Raw genomic sequence first — 14,629 nt, forward strand, 5'->3', positions numbered from 1 at the left:
GTTCCCGACCGGCTCCAGCGACCTTCCGCGTCCCGCGCGGAAGGTCGCCGTCACCAGGAACGCAGGGTGACGATCCGCTCCTCCAACTGCTCCACCGAGGCCATCGCGGTCGGCGGGCCACCGCAGACCCGCCGCAGTTCGCTGTGGATCGCGCCGTGGGGCTTCTTCGTCCGGTGGTGGTACACCCCGACCAGGGCGTTGAGCTCCTTGCGCAGGGAGGCGATGCGTTCGGACACCGACTGCGGCCGCCGGGGCGCCTGTGCCGGCTCCTCCTTGGCCGGCTTGCGGCGCTTCGCGTCGGCCAGCTGCTCTTCCTGCCGTTTGCGCAGCAGCGCCCGCACCTGGTCGGGTTCGAGCAGTCCCGGCAGGCCCAGGTACTCCTGTTCCTCCTCGCTGCCGGAGAACACCGCGGTCCCGAACGAGTTGCCGTCGAAGATCACCTGGTCCAGCTCGGCCGAGGCGCCCAGCGAGGTGAACGACTTCTCCTCCTCGCCCGGCTCGTCCTCGGTGCGGTTGGCCTGCGCCAGCAGCTCGTCGTCCCAGCCGTCCTTTTCCCGGTGCGGCTTGCCGAGCACGTGATCGCGCTGCGCCTCCAGCTCGCTGGCCAGCTCCAGCAGCACCGGCACACTGGGCAAGAACACGCTCGCGGTCTCACCCTTGCGCCGGGCCCGCACGAACCGGCCGATGGCCTGCGCGAAGAACAGCGGGGTGGAGGCGCTGGTGGCGTACACGCCCACGGCCAGGCGCGGGACGTCCACCCCCTCCGACACCATCCGCACCGCGACCAGCCAACGGTCGCCGGACTCGGAGAACTCGCCGATGCGCTGGGTGGCCTTCGGGTCGTCGGAGAGCACGATCACGGGGTTCTCCCCGGTGATCCGCTGCAGCAGCTTCGCGTAGGCCCGCGCCGACTCCTGGTCGGTGGCGATCACCAGGCCCCCGGCATCGGGCATGCCGCTGCCGCGCAACTGCTGCAACCGGGTGTCCGCGGCCTGCAGGACCGCGGGCATCCACTCGCCGCCCGGGTCCAGCGCGGTACGCCACGCGCGGGCGGTCTGCTCGGCCGTGAGCGGTTCCCCCAGGCGGGCGGTGAACTCCTCACCCGCGCTGGTCCGCCAAGAGGCCTCACCCGAGTAGGCGAGGAAGACCACCGGCCGCACGACCCCGTCGGCGAGCGCGTCGGCGTAGCCGTAGGAGTGGTCGGGCTTGCTGCGCAGGGCGCCGTCACCGTCGGGCTCGTAGGTGATGAACGGGATGGGCGAATCGTCGCTGCGGAACGGGGTCCCGGTCAGCGCGAGCCTGCGGACCGCCGGGGTGAACGCCTCCCGCACCGCGTCGCCCCAGGACTTGGCGTCCCCACCGTGGTGGATCTCGTCCAGGATCACCAGCGTCTTGCGGGTCTCGGTCCGGACCCGGTGCAGCGTGGGATGGGCCGCGACCTGCGCATAGGTCAGCGCCACGCCCTGGTAGTCCGAGGAGGTGGCCCCCTGGCCGTTGCGGTAGTTCGAGTCGATCGCGATGCCCTGCGTGGCGGCCGAGGCGGCCCACTGGTGCTTGAGGTGTTCGGTGGGCGTGACGATGGTGATCGACTCGATGGTGCGGTCGGAGAGCAGTTCGGCCGCGATGCGCAGGCCGAACACGGTCTTCCCGGCGCCCGGGGTCGCCACCGCGAGGAAGTCCTGAGGCCTGGTGGTCAGGTACCTCGTCAGCGCACGCCGCTGCCAGGCGCGCAGCGGGCGCGCGGTCGCGTCGTGCTGCGGCTCCGGCGCGGTGATTTCGCCGACTTCACGGGCCCGGTGTCCATTCCCACTACGCTGGGCCGTGTCCGACAAGGATGGTCCCCCTCCTCTCGCCGACAGGAACGCCACATGCGAAAACCCCCACGGTGTGGTCCGGCCGCGACGCCGGACGCGGGTGAGGGTGCAGCGAGAAGAGTACCGGTCGGCCCGGCGCGGGGCCGCCGGCGCCACGGGCAAGTGGAACACGCCACAGGTGTAACGGGCCAAATCCGCGAAAATCGACCATTCTGGAACTCGCGATGAGTAACCAGACCGAGCCCCAGCCGCCCCGCAAGGGGGCACGGCGCCTGATCGCCCGGACCCTCGACAAGGCGTGGGACGGCAACATCTTCTCGGAGGCGGCGGAAGCGGCGTTCTGGCAGACGCTGTCCCTGCCCCCGCTGCTGCTGGGCCTGCTGGGCAGCCTCGGTTTCATGGGCGACTGGTTCGGGCCCGGATTCGTCGCCGACGTCCACGACAAGATCATCGGCTTCTGCCGTCAGGTGTTCACCGGCAACGTGGTGAAGCAGATCATCGAACCGACCGTCGACGACATCCTGCACATCGGGAAGGGCGAGATCGTCTCCGTCGGCTTCCTGATCTCACTGTGGGCCGGCTCGTCGGCGATGTCGTCGTTCGTGGACGCGATCACCGTGGCCCACGACCAGTACGGCGTGCGCAACGAGGTGTGGCAGCGGATCTTCGCGCTGCTGCTCTACCTGGCCAGCCTGATCCTGCTGGTGATCGGCCTGCCGGTGATCGCGATCGGCCCGGACCTGCTCATCGACTTCTTCCCCCAGTCCTGGCGCCCGACGCTGTCCACCTGGATCGGCATCGGCTACTACCCGGTGGTGGCGCTCCTGCTGATGCTGGCGCTGGCCACGCTGTACAAGCTGGCACTGCCGCGGCGCCTGCCGTGGCACCGCGGCCTGCCCGGCGCCGCGCTGGCCATGGTGATCTTCCTGCTCTCCAGTGTGGGCCTGCGCATCTACCTGACCTGGATCACCAGCACGGGCTACACCTATGGTGCGCTGGCCACCCCGATCGCGTTCCTGCTGTTCACCTTCTTCATCGGGCTGGCCGTGGTGGGCGGCGCCTACTTCAACTCGGCGATCCAGGAGTTGTGGCCGGCGAAGATGACGCGGCGGCAGCGGCGGAAGTGGCGCCGGCTGGAGATGGAACGGCTGAAGGAGCGGATGCGCGAGGAGACCGCCGGGCCGGGCCGGAGCCTGTGGGAGCGCACCACGACGCCGCTGCGGCGGCCGCGCGGCAAGGGCGAGGACGAGACCCCCGCAGACGACCCCCACTAGCCAGAGACTGGGCTCCTCGCCCCCGGTTACACGGTGCCGTGAGGGGTCCCCTCACGTCGATTCGACGGTGAGGGGACCCCTCACGGGATCACCGGCAGTGCCGGGACTATTCCCCGCCGGAGCCGGGCTGCAGGCTCTCGTAGATCTCCTTGCAGGCCGGGCAGACCGGCGAGCCGGGCTTGGGCGAGCGCGTCACCGGGAAGACCTCGCCGCACAGCGCCACCACGTGCGTGCCCATGACCGCACTTTCGGCGATCTTGTTCTTGCGCACGTAGTGGAACATCTTCGGTTCGTCGCTGTCGGTCTGGTCCGTGGTCTCCGGCCGGGTGTCGACCTCGGGCAGCGTCATGGTGCTCATGTCTCCATGATGCCGCAGCACCCCCCGGACACGAAGGCCTGGCCGTTGTACCTACTGGTATGTACAGTGTGCGCATGCCTCTCGTTCGCATCGACGCTCCGGACAGCTACGACCAGGACACCCTCACCGCACTCGGCGACGCCGTGCACCAGGCCATGACCGAGACCATCGACGTGCCCGGGGACGACTTCTTCCAGGTCATCACCCGGCATGAGCCCGGCCAGGTGCGGTACGACCGCGGTTACCTTGGTGTCACCCGCGGCGACGGGTTCGTCGTGGTGGCCATCACCCTGCGTGGCGGACGGCTCTACCAGCAGAAGACGGCGCTCTACCGGCGCATCACCGAACTCGCCCGCGAACGTGCCGGCGTCGACCCGGCCGACGTCTTCATCGCGCTCACCGAGAACCAGCCTGTCGACTGGTCCTTCGGCGACGGGAAGGCCCAGTACCTGCCCTGAGGACGCCGGAGGGGGCCGGGCTGGGGGACAATGATCGTTTGTGACCCCAGTTTCCCCTTCCGGCGAGGTCGCCGACGCCGTCAACAGCGGCAGGCCCGTCGTCGCGCTCGAAAGCACCATCCTCTCCCACGGGCTGCCGCCCGGCCGCAACCTCGACGTGGCGCGCCGCCTGGAGGAGACCGTCCGCGCCGCGGGCGCGGTGCCCGCCACCATCGCGGTGCTCGACGGCGAGGCCGTCGTCGGGCTGTCCCCCGCCCAGTTGGAGCGCGTGTGCGCCCCCGGTGCGGACCTGGACAAGCTGTCGCTGCGCGATCTCGGCCCGGCGATCGGCCTTGGCCGCTCCGGCGCCACCACGGTGGCGAGCACCTCGGCGCTGGCACACGCGGCGGGAATCGGGGTGTTCGCCACCGGCGGACTCGGCGGGGTGCACCTCGGGGCCAGCGAGTCCTGGGACGTCTCTGCCGATCTGGGCGTGCTGGCCCGGATTCCCACCCTCGTGGTGTGTTCGGGTGTCAAGTCGGTGCTCGACATCGCCGCGACCCTGGAGGTCCTGGAGACGAACTCGGTGCCGGTCCTGGGTTACCGGACCGACGAGTTCCCGGCCTTCTACCGGCGTGGTTCCGGGCACTGCGTGCCGTGGCGAGTGGACGATCCGGCCCAGGCGGCCGCCGTGGTCGCGGCCCACCGCCGGTATGCGGATTCCGGCGTGCTGCTGGCCAACCCGATCCCCGCGGAGTCCGAAATGGACAGGGAGCTGCACGACCGGCTGCTGGCCGAGGGGCTCGAAAAGCTGCGCGCCGGCGGCGTGCACGGGCAGGACGTCACGCCGGTGCTGCTGGAGCACTTCCACACCGCCAGCGGCGGCGCGAGTCTGGACGCCAACGAGGCGCTGGTGCTGTCCAACGCCCGGCTGGCCGCCGAGATCGCGGTGGCTCTGGCGGCCTCGGCATGAAGGTGATCGTGGTCGGCGACGCCGGGCTCGACGTGGTCGCTCGCCACGACGAGGTGGTGCACGGCGGCGACTCGCGGGCCGAGGTCCGCCTCACCGGTGGCGGGGCGGGCGCCAACACCGCCCGATGGCTGACCGAAGCCGGCGTGGACACCAGCCTCGTCACGCGCATCGGGGACGACGCCGGCGGCCATTGGGTGCGCCAGGAGCTGGAAGCGGCGGGGGTGCGGTGTGCCTTCACCGTCGATGCCGATGCCGCCACCTGCTGTGTCGTGGTGCTCGTCGACGGCGAGGGGCAGCGCAGCATGCTCGCCGCCAGGGGAGCCAACGCACGGTTCGCGCCCGGGGACCTCGACCCCGCTCTCCTCGCCGGGGCGCGCCACCTGCACCTGTCCGGCTACGTGCTGCTCGACCCGTCCTCGCGGGCCGGCGGGCTCACCGCTCTCTCCGCCGCCCGCGCGGCGGGCCTGACCACCTCGGTCGACCCCCAGGCCGCCGCGCTGCTCACCGACCCCGCCGCCTTCCTCGACGACGTGCGGGGCGTCGACCTCCTGCTGCCCAACACCGACGAACTGCTGGCGCTGACCGGTTCGGCCGAACCCGCGGCCGCCGGGCGGCTCCTGGACACGGTCGGTGCGGTGGCCGTGACGGCGGGCCTGGACGGAGCCGCCTGGGTGGACGGCGATGGCGTCACGAGCATGCCGTCCGAAGCGGTGACCTGCGTCGACTCGACGGGCGCCGGCGACGCCTTCGACGCCGGCCTGCTTTCGGCCTGGTTGGGTGGAGAACCCCCGATCGAGGCGCTGCGGGCCGGGGTGCGGTTCGGCGCCAGGGCGGTCAGCGTTGCGGGGGCTCAGCCGGAGCGGCTCAGCCGTCGATGACGCGGTGTTCGCGGTGCTCGATCGCCTTCACCTCACGGTGGAAGTGGTTGACCTTTTCCGCCTTGCGGGGCGGGCCGTCGTTGGCGATCAGCACCGCGACCCACGGCAACGGCACCGACAGCACCACGAACAGCAGTGCCAGCCACCAGGTGTGGTAGAAGACACCGGCGAGCACCAGGCACGGGAAACGCAGACCCATCATCAGCGCGTACTTGCGCTTGCGGGCGGCGTGCTCTTCCTCGAAGGAGGGGGCGGCCTCGGTGATGAGAACCGGCTCGGCCTCTTTCCCGGACGACCGGGGGGACCTGCTCACTACGACCACCTCCGCCGTCCATGCTGCCACTCGTCGCGCCCCGGCGACAGTCCGGGGCACGTCAAAGACCGCACCAGTGCGCACCGAGACGTTCGAAGATCTCCACGGATTCCCGTAACCGGTTCAACGAGCACCATTCGTCGGTCACGTGGGCCTGCTCCGGCTCCCCCGGCCCGCAGATCAGCGTCGGCACCGAACCGAGTGCCGGGGTCAGCACCGAAGCGTCGGTGAAATAGGGGGCCGCGCGGGGCTCGCGGGGGTGCCCGGTCACCTCGCCGGCGATCCCGGCGGCCGAGCGCGCCCACTCGTCCTCGGGGTCGGTCCACACCGGAGGGAGATCCACCAGCGGCTCCAGGCGCACCCCGGCACCGGCGACGGCGGCCAGCACGGCGGTGAGCTGGGCGTGGTCCTGCCCCGGTACGGTGCGCACGTCGATCGTCGCCACCGCCCGGTCCGGTACGGAATTGGTGTTGAGGCCGCCGCTGAAGGTGCCGACGTTGAGGGTCGGCTCCCCCATCACCGGATGCGGTGCGATACCGAACCGGTACTCCTCGAAACGTGACACCGCGCGGGCCAGTTTGTAGATCGCGTTGTCCCCCAAGGAAGGCATCGAGCCGTGTGCGGTGACACCGGTGGCGAGTGCCTGGAGCCACAACGCTCCCTTGTGCCCGTGGAAGACCGCGTTCCCGGTGGGTTCCGCGATCACCAGCGGGCCGCTCGGCTCGTCCAGCAGCGAGGCCGCCGCGTACCGGGCGCCGTGGGAACCGGTCTCTTCGGCGGCCGTGAGCACCAGGCGCAGTCCGGCCCGCTTCGGCGTCCCGGCGGTGAGCGCGATCGCCGCGGTGACGATCGCCGCGACCCCGCCCTTCATGTCGCTGCTGCCCCGCCCGTAGAGCCGGTCACCGTCGATCTCGCCGGACGGGTCGTGCCGCCACGGCTCGGCCCCCAGCGGCACGGTGTCCACGTGACCGGACAGGCACAGCGGCGGCACCTCGAGGTCGGGGCGCCAGTCGGCGACGAGGGTGCCCCGCCCGGGTTCGTGCTCGGCGACGGCCACCACGAAACCCGCTTCCTCCAGCGGAGGAGCGAGCAGTTTCCAGGCAGTGCTCTCCGCCTGGCCCACCGTGTCCAGTGCGAGCAGGCCACGGGTCAGTGCGATCACATCGGTCATGGTCCCTCCGGTGTCTCCGGTCTTCTGCGGAAACTGCCTCCAGTCTCCCGGTCACATCCCGGTGGCGCCGTCGATGCGCTCGCGCAGCAGATCGGCGTGGCCGTTGTGCCGCGCGTACTCGGCGAGCGTGCTCACCACGATCCGGCGCAGCGAAACCGGCCGTCCGGTCGCGAACGAGGTGCCGGTGTCGTCCAGTGAAGCGGCGGCCACGATCTCGCGGGAACGGGCGCATTCGGCCCGCCACACCGCAAAGGCCTCCTCGACATCGCCGTCGAGATCGTCGAAATCCTGGTCCGGATCTTCGTCGGAGTAGTAGAGGAGAGGCACCTGCTCGCCCGCGAACTGCATGCGGAACCACCAGCGCTCGACACTCGCCAGGTGGCGCAGGAGTCCGTGCAGGCTCAGGCCCGACGGCGGGATGGCCTTCTCCGACAGCCGCTGGGGCGGCACCCCCAGGCACTTCAGTTCGAAGGTGCGCCGGTGCCAGTCCAGGTAGGCCGTGAGGATCTCACGTTCGTCCCCGGTCAGCGGCGGGTCGGGACGTTCGCCGCCGGTCCAGCGCGGTGAGTAGTTCCCTTCCGGGATCGCGGTCATGGCCCGACTCTGCCTCAGGGCACCGACAAAAACCTGAGCGCGCCGACCACGAGCGTCTCCACGCCGGTCCGCAGCGTCGGGTGGGGTACGGGCGCGAACAGGGGCGAATGGTTCGACGGGACGTCCCGCTCGAACCGGCCTTCCGCCATCGCGGCCAGCACCGGTCCCGCCTCCAGCCCGCCCACCAGCCAGAACACCGAGGGCACCCCGGCGACACGGGCGAACTCGCCGAAGTCCTCGCTGCCGGTCACGAGGGGGGCCTCGAACACCCGGTCGGGGCCGAAATGCGCGCGGAACGCCTCGGTCAGCTCCGCCGTGGTGCCGCCGTCGTTCTCGGTGACCGGAAAGCTCGCCAGCCCGGTGATCTCCGGCGGCAGCGGCGAACCCGCCACCGCCGCCTCGCCCTGCACGATCCGTTCGATGGCGGCCAGCACCTTCCGGCGCACCTGATCGTCGAAAGTGCGCACGTTGACCTCCAGCACCGCGTGGTCGGCGATCACGTTGTGGGTGGTGCCCACGTGCAGCGAGCCGACGGTGACCACGGCGGACTCGGTCGCGGCGATCTCCCGCGAGACGATGGTCTGCAGCCGCAGGACCACCGACGCGGCGAGCACCGCGGGATCGACCGTGGTCTCCGGCCGCGAGCCGTGCCCGCCCCGGCCGTGCAGCACGATCCGCAGCGCGTCGGTCGCGGCCATCAGCACGCCGGGCCGGGTCAGCACCCAGCCCGCCGGTCCGGGCACCACGTGCTGGCCGAGCACCACCGACGGCCGCCCCGCGAGGTCGAACACGCCGTCGCGCACCATGGCCGCCGCCCCCGAGCCGTGCTCCTCCCCCGGCTGGAAGACCACCTGGAGGGTGCCGCGCCAGTGCGCGCGCCCCCGCGCCAGCAGTTCCGCCGCCCCGGCCAGCCAGGTCGCGTGCATGTCGTGGCCGCACGCGTGCATCACCGGCACGTCCTTGCCGTCGCCGTCGCGCCCGCGGGCGCGGCTCGCGTAGCCCAGGCCGGTCTTCTCCTCCACCGGGAGGGCATCGATGTCGGCCCGCACCATCACCGCCGGGCCCGGCCCGTTGCGCAGGACGCCGAGCACCCCGGTGCCGCCGAGACCCGTGTGCACCTCGTAACCGGCCGTCTCCAGGCGGCCCGCCAGCTCGGCGGCCGTCCGGTGCTCGGCGAAGGACAACTCCGGATGCCGGTGCAGGTCCACATACAGCTTTTCCAGCCCGGGCAACATCTCCTGAACCCCGGCGAGCACACCGTCGACACTCATCCCGCCATCTCAGCACAGGCGTGGGAGGATTACGCCCCGTGAACCCCGAGTTTTCCCCAGAGTTCTGTGCCCGCCTCCGTGAAGCGTTCCGCCGCACCGGATACGACACCGGCGGCGTGATGGCCGCGCTGGGCCCGATGGCACACGCCGCCCTGGGCCGGGGAGAACCCGAACTCGCCTTCCGCGCCAGCTCCGACGCCGGCGAACTCGGCACGCTGATCCGCCTGTTCCTGCTCGGCGGGGACGAGTCCGAAGCAGCGGTGCGTGCCGCGCTGGCGCCGCTTCCGCTGGAGGACGCACTCGGCACCGGCCTGCTCCGTGGCGAGCGTGACGCGCTGCGCGCGGGCCTGGACGTGCGCCCGCACGGGGACGAAGAAGGCGACTGGTGGGTGGTGTCGGACCTCGACGCCGACGCACTGGGGCACCAGGTCCCGCCGGAGCACGTGCTCGGCGTGGGGCACGCCTCGCTGAGTCTCCTCCGCGCCACCCTCCGCCGCCCGGTCGACACGCTGCTCGACCTCGGCACCGGAAACGGCGTCCAGGCCCTCCACGCCACGCGGCACGCCCGGCGCGTCACCGCGACCGACGTCTCGCCCCGGGCGCTGGCACTGGCCCAGGCCACCTTCCGGCTCAACGAACTCGACGTGGAACTGCTGCGCGGCGAATGGTTCGCCCCCGTCGCCCGGCGCCGCTTCGACCAGATCGTGTGCAACCCGCCGTTCGTGGTCGGGCCTGCCCGCGTCGACTACACGTACCGCGATTCCGGTCTTGGCGGGGACGACGCCTCCGCGCTGGTGGTCCGCCAGCTGCCCGCCTTCCTCAACGAAGGCGGTGTCGGGCAGCTGCTGGCCTCCTGGCTGCACGTCGAGGGCGAGGACTGGGCCGACCGGGTGAGCCGCTGGCTGCCCGCGAACACCGACGCCTGGTTCGTCCAGCGTGACGTGGCCGATCCCGGTCTCTACGTCGGCACCTGGCTGCGGGACGCCGGGATCGACCCGCGCTCGCCGGAAGGGCGCGCCAAGGCGGCGGCCTGGCTCGACTGGTTCGCCGAGGCGAAGGTGCAGGGGGTCGGCTTCGGATTCGTGACCCTGCGGCGCACCGGCGGTGAGCAGCCGACCATCGTGTGTGAAGACCTCAGGCAGGCCTACGACGATCCGCTGGGCCCCGAGGCCGGTGCCTGGCTGGACCGCGTGGCATGGCTGCGCGAGCACGGCACCGAGCTGCTCGAAACCCGGTTCCGCGTGCCCGGCACGGTACTGCTGGAGCGGGTCGACGCCCCGGGCGACGAAGGCTGGCACACCACCGTCCGCCGCCTGCACCGCACCGACGGCCCCGGCTGGCAGCACGAGATCGACGAGGCGGCCGCCGCGCTGCTCGCCGGCTGCCGGGGCGTGCTTCCGCTGTCGGATCTGCTCGAACTGCTCGCCGTCGCGCACGGCGGTTCGGCGGAGGAACTCGCCGCCGCCGCGCTGCCGATGATCCGGGAACTGGTCCGCCACGGGATGGTCGAGCCGGTATGAGAGCCGTCGCCGCGCGCGTCACGGAGGCGAGCGTGACGGTGGACGGGGCGCTCGTCGGGGCGATCGGCGAACCGGGTCTGCTCGTCCTGCTCGGCGTGCACCGCGAGGACACACCGGACAAAGCGCCCGTGATGGCCAGGAAACTGCACGAGCTCCGGATCCTCGAAGGGGAGGAATCCTGTGCCACCGCGGGCGCACCGCTGCTCGTGGTGAGCCAATTCACGTTGTACGGCGACACCCGCAAGGGCCGCCGTCCGTCGTGGAGCGCGGCCGCCTCGCCGCCGCTCGCCACCGAAGTTTTCGACGCGGTGGTCGCCGAACTGCGCGGCCGCGGGGCACGGGTCGCCACCGGCGTTTTCGGCGCGAAAATGGCTGTGCACAGCGTCAACGACGGCCCCTTCACGGTACTGGTGGAAGTCTAGCCAGAGGTCTAGACCACAGCGCGGCCGCGAAACCTTCCCCGGTCTCTCAGGAAAAGTTCAGGCTTGGTCGAGCAACCGGACGACCCGTGACGCCGTCTCCTCTTCGGGCAAGCGGGAACGTTTTAACAGCCCGCGGCGTTGACCACAATGTCCGGCCCACCAAGCCAGAATCGCGCACCGGGTTCCACAGGCTCGGCGCCGAAGCACAACCGGTGTGACACCCAGGTGTCAGCCCGTGACCGGGGAGGCAGAAATGTCAGTACAGACTCTCGAGCGGACGCCTCGTCGCGCCCGCGAACGAAACATCCCCGAGCCCGCCGCTGAGCCGGCCCTTGCCACCAGCGTACCCGAACAACCGAACCTCGACGCCGACCTGGACGCCCAGGGCCCCGCCGCCGACCTGGTTCGCGTGTACCTCAACGGGATCGGCAAGACCGCGCTGCTGTCGGCGGCCGACGAGGTCGAGCTCGCCAAGCGGATCGAGGCCGGGGTGTTCGCACAGCACATGCTGGAGACCGCCGAGAACCTCGGCGCGCAGCGCCGCAACGAGCTCAGGGCCCTGATCCGCGACGGCCACCAGGCCAAGAACCACCTGCTGGAGGCCAACCTGCGCCTCGTGGTGTCGCTGGCCAAGCGCTACACCGGTCGCGGGATGCCGCTGCTGGACCTGATCCAGGAGGGGAACCTGGGTCTGATCCGCGCGGTGGAGAAGTTCGACTACTCCAAGGGGTTCAAGTTCTCGACCTACGCGACGTGGTGGATCCGCCAGGCCATCACCCGCGGCATGGCCGACCAGGGCCGCACCATCCGGCTCCCGGTGCACCTGGTGGAGCAGGTCAACAAGCTGGCGCGGATCAAGCGGGACCTGCACCAGCAACTGGGCCGGGAAGCCACGCACGAGGAACTGGCCTCGGAGTCGGGCATCCCGGTGGACAAGGTCGCCGACCTGCTCGACCACGCCCGTGACCCGGTGAGCCTCGACATGCCCGTCGGTGCGGAGGAGGACGCACCCCTGGGCGACTTCATCGAGGACTCCGAGGCCACCGACGCCGAAAGCGCGGTGATCTCCGGCCTGCTGCAGGACGACCTGCGCCGCGTGCTGGCCACCCTGGACGAGCGCGAGCAGTCGGTCATCCGGCTGCGCTACGGCCTCGACGACGGACAGCCGCGCACGCTCGACCAGATCGGCAAGCACTTCGGGCTCTCCCGGGAGCGCGTGCGCCAGATCGAGCGCGAGGTCATGTCCAAGCTGCGCCAGGGCGAGCGCGCCGAACGGCTGCGCGCCTACGCCAGCTGAAACACCTTCCGCCGAAGGGAGTTCCGTTCCGCATCCCGCGGACCGGGACTCCCTTCAATCGCGTCCGGGGGCGGTCACCGTCCGCTTAACCCGCTTAACCCGAACAGCGGCGTTGACATATGACGTAGATCACGAAACAGTCGAAGCAACGCACCCGGGACAGCGGCGTCTTCAAGGGTGCCGGCTTGGCGACCGGTGCGCTGCGCACCGGATCGCTTACCCCGGAAGGTCGGGTCCGTCGGGGTGGGCCCGGCCTTCCGACTTTTCCGGGTAGTTCTTCCCCACACCTCAGCGTGGGCGAGGCCGAGCGCGCGGTAACGTCGAAGGCCCCGAACCGCGTCAAGGAGCAGTGCGTGACCACCACCTCGTTCCAGTACACCGATGTGCTGCCGCTGGCCCCCGACACCCACACCGAATACCGCCTCGTCACCGAGGAGGGCGTGCGGGTCGTGGACGCCGGGGGGCGCAAGTTCCTGGAGATCGAGCCCGCCGCACTGACCCGGCTCGCCCGCACCGCCATCACCGACATCCAGCACCTGCTGCGCTCCTCGCACCTGGCGCAGCTGCGCGCGATCGTCGACGACCCGGAGGCCAGCGGCAACGACCGGTTCGTCGCCATGGACCTGCTCCGCAACGCGGCGATCTCCGCCGGTGGTGTGCTGCCGATGTGCCAGGACACCGGCACGGCGATCGTGATCGGCAAGCGCAGCGAAGGCGTGCTGACCGGTGGCGACGACGAGGAAGCGCTGGCACGCGGCATCTTCGACGCCTACCAGGAGCTCAACCTCCGCTACTCCCAGATGGCCCCGCTGACCTTCTGGGAGGAGCGCAACACCGGGACGAACCTGCCCGCGCAGATCGAGCTGTACCACAAGCCCGGCCACGGCGACCCGAGCTACGAGTTCCTGTTCATGGCCAAGGGCGGCGGCAGCGCCAACAAGACCTTCCTCTACCAGGAGACGAAGGCGGTGCTGAACCCCAAGCGCCTGGCCCGGTTCCTGGACGAGAAGCTGCGCAGCCTCGGCACCGCGGCCTGCCCGCCCTACCACCTCGCGATCGTGGTCGGCGGCATGTCCGCGGAATTCAACCTCAAGGTCGCGAAGCTGGCCTCGGCCCGCTACCTGGACGACCTTCCCACCGAGGGTTCCCCGCTGGGCCACGCGTTCCGCGACACCGACCTCGAGCAGCAGGTGCTGGAGATGACGCGGCAGTTCGGCATCGGCGCGCAGTTCGGCGGCAAGTACTTCTGCCACGACGTGCGCGTGATCCGGCTCCCCCGGCACGGCGCCTCGTGCCCGGTCGGCATCGCGGTGTCCTGCTCGGCCGACCGCCAGGCGAAGGCGAAGATCACCGCCGACGGCGTGTTCATCGAACAGCTCGAGCGCGACCCCGCCCGCTTCCTGCCCGACGTGACCGAGGACGACCTGTCCGACGAGGTCGTCAGCGTCGACCTGAACCGGCCGATGGACGAAATCCGCGCGCAGTTGTCGGCACTGCCGGTGAAGACCCGGCTCTCGCTGACCGGTCCGCTCGTGGTGGCGCGCGACATCGCCCACGCCAAGATCGCCGAACGGCTCGAAGCCGGTGAGGAGATGCCGCAGTACCTGCGGGACCACCCGGTGTACTACGCCGGTCCGGCCAAGACCCCCGAGGGCTACGCCTCCGGCTCGTTCGGCCCCACCACCGCGGGCCGCATGGACTCCTACGTCGCGCAGTTCCAGGCGGCGGGCGGCTCGATGGTGATGCTGGCCAAGGGCAACCGGTCGAAGCAGGTCACCGAGTCCTGCCGTCAGCACGGAGGGTTCTACCTCGGCTCGATCGGCGGTCCCGCGGCCCGGCTCGCCCAGGACTGCATCAAGAAGGTCGAAGTGCTCGAGTACCCCGAACTCGGCATGGAAGCGGTGTGGAAGATCGAGGTCGAAGACTTCCCCGCGTTCATCGTGATCGACGACAAGGGCAACGACTTCTTCGCCGAGACCTCCGAGCCCGTCCTGCAGATCAGCTTCCGCAGCTGACCGACCCGCCAACGGGAGCCGCCCGGACCCGGTCCGGGCGGCTCCCGCGCGTCTAGCGCTTCTTTGAGAGCAGAACCACGTGCCGCTGACCGAGCGGGGCGGCCAGCGCGACCGACAGCAGCGGGTAGCGGATCTCCATCGTGCACATCTGGTTCTGCACGGTCGACTTCGTCTCCACGATGTCCACCATCACCTGCTGCGGGGTCTCGGACCGGACCTCCGCCGAGGCGTGGTTGCAGCCGCCCTCCTGTCCCCGCACGGAGAGCAGCCTGCCGTCGGCGCTGACGTAGAC

The 14,629-nt window shown here is 70.8% G+C and carries 14 protein-coding genes and 1 pseudogene; 8 read left to right on the forward strand and 7 right to left on the reverse strand.

Annotation, left to right across the window (positions count from 1 at the left end):
* Positions 1-50: 50 nt before the first annotated feature.
* Entirely contained in the window at positions 51-1,832 is a 1,782-nt protein-coding gene (locus FNH05_RS16010; RefSeq protein ID WP_425458451.1) for a DEAD/DEAH box helicase, read from the reverse strand.
* A 206-nt stretch (positions 1,833-2,038) separates the two neighbouring features.
* Between FNH05_RS16010 and FNH05_RS16015 the strand changes: the two genes are divergently transcribed.
* Positions 2,039-3,088 (forward strand): YihY/virulence factor BrkB family protein, encoded by a 1,050-nt coding sequence (locus FNH05_RS16015; protein ID WP_144588974.1) that lies wholly within the window; start codon positions 2,039-2,041, stop codon positions 3,086-3,088.
* 106 nt (positions 3,089-3,194) lie between these two features.
* On the opposite strand, the gene FNH05_RS16020 is transcribed toward FNH05_RS16015, so the two are convergent.
* Positions 3,195-3,446, reverse strand: coding sequence for a DUF3039 domain-containing protein (locus FNH05_RS16020; RefSeq protein WP_144588976.1), 252 nt, complete (start codon positions 3,444-3,446; stop codon positions 3,195-3,197).
* Between the two features lie 74 nt (positions 3,447-3,520).
* Here FNH05_RS16020 and FNH05_RS16025 point away from each other — a divergent pair, with 74 nt between their 5' ends.
* From FNH05_RS16025 to FNH05_RS16035, 3 genes are read left to right on the forward strand one after another with little or no spacing between them, the layout of a single operon-like run.
* Positions 3,521-3,904 (forward strand): tautomerase family protein, encoded by a 384-nt coding sequence (locus FNH05_RS16025; RefSeq protein ID WP_144588978.1) that lies wholly within the window; start codon positions 3,521-3,523, stop codon positions 3,902-3,904.
* A gap of 40 nt (positions 3,905-3,944) precedes the next feature.
* A complete protein-coding gene (locus FNH05_RS16030) occupies positions 3,945-4,856 on the forward strand; it encodes a pseudouridine-5'-phosphate glycosidase (RefSeq protein ID WP_144588980.1) in 912 nt (303 codons plus the stop codon).
* Positions 4,853-5,734 carry a carbohydrate kinase family protein gene (locus tag FNH05_RS16035; RefSeq protein ID WP_144588982.1) on the forward strand — a complete coding sequence of 294 codons (882 nt, stop codon included), beginning with the start codon at positions 4,853-4,855 and terminating at the stop codon, positions 5,732-5,734. Before FNH05_RS16030 ends, FNH05_RS16035 begins: the two co-directional genes overlap by 4 nt.
* On the opposite strand, the gene FNH05_RS16040 is transcribed toward FNH05_RS16035, so the two are convergent.
* The 4 genes from FNH05_RS16040 to FNH05_RS16055 are packed head-to-tail and all read right to left on the reverse strand — an operon-like array spanning position 5,721 to position 9,083.
* On the reverse strand, positions 5,721-6,056 hold the full coding sequence (locus tag FNH05_RS16040) for a DUF3099 domain-containing protein (protein ID WP_144588984.1): 336 nt from the start codon (positions 6,054-6,056) through the stop codon (positions 5,721-5,723). The genes FNH05_RS16035 and FNH05_RS16040 overlap by 14 nt on opposite strands.
* A gap of 52 nt (positions 6,057-6,108) precedes the next feature.
* Positions 6,109-7,218, reverse strand: coding sequence for a M20 family metallopeptidase (locus FNH05_RS16045; RefSeq protein WP_144588986.1), 1,110 nt, complete (start codon positions 7,216-7,218; stop codon positions 6,109-6,111).
* 51 nt (positions 7,219-7,269) lie between these two features.
* Complete coding sequence (locus tag FNH05_RS16050) at positions 7,270-7,812, reverse strand: DinB family protein (RefSeq protein ID WP_144588989.1); 543 nt, start codon at positions 7,810-7,812, stop codon at positions 7,270-7,272.
* 14 nt (positions 7,813-7,826) lie between these two features.
* Positions 7,827-9,083 (reverse strand): amidohydrolase, encoded by a 1,257-nt coding sequence (locus FNH05_RS16055; RefSeq protein ID WP_144588991.1) that lies wholly within the window; start codon positions 9,081-9,083, stop codon positions 7,827-7,829.
* Between the two features lie 38 nt (positions 9,084-9,121).
* On the opposite strand from FNH05_RS16055, the gene FNH05_RS16060 reads away from it, so the two are divergent.
* From FNH05_RS16060 to FNH05_RS16075, 4 genes are all read left to right on the forward strand, one after another.
* On the forward strand, positions 9,122-10,603 hold the full coding sequence (locus FNH05_RS16060) for a DUF7782 domain-containing protein (protein WP_144588993.1): 1,482 nt from the start codon (positions 9,122-9,124) through the stop codon (positions 10,601-10,603).
* On the forward strand, positions 10,600-11,025 hold the full coding sequence (gene dtd / locus FNH05_RS16065; protein WP_144588995.1) for a D-aminoacyl-tRNA deacylase: 426 nt from the start codon (positions 10,600-10,602) through the stop codon (positions 11,023-11,025). Before FNH05_RS16060 ends, dtd begins: the two co-directional genes overlap by 4 nt.
* 253 nt (positions 11,026-11,278) lie before the next feature.
* The gene (locus FNH05_RS16070) at positions 11,279-12,322 is read left to right on the forward strand and encodes a sigma-70 family RNA polymerase sigma factor (RefSeq protein ID WP_144588997.1); all 1,044 of its coding nucleotides are present in this window, start codon (positions 11,279-11,281) and stop codon (positions 12,320-12,322) included.
* A 353-nt stretch (positions 12,323-12,675) separates the two neighbouring features.
* Positions 12,676-14,337, forward strand: a complete 1,662-nt coding sequence (locus FNH05_RS16075; RefSeq protein WP_144588999.1) for a fumarate hydratase — start codon at positions 12,676-12,678, stop codon at positions 14,335-14,337.
* A gap of 52 nt (positions 14,338-14,389) precedes the next feature.
* On the opposite strand, the pseudogene FNH05_RS38090 reads toward FNH05_RS16075, so the two are convergent.
* A pseudogene (locus tag FNH05_RS38090) lies at positions 14,390-14,629 on the reverse strand (hypothetical protein); the annotation flags it as partial.

The organism is Amycolatopsis rhizosphaerae (genome assembly GCF_007713715.1).
Classification (GTDB): domain Bacteria; phylum Actinomycetota; class Actinomycetes; order Mycobacteriales; family Pseudonocardiaceae; genus Amycolatopsis_E; species Amycolatopsis_E rhizosphaerae.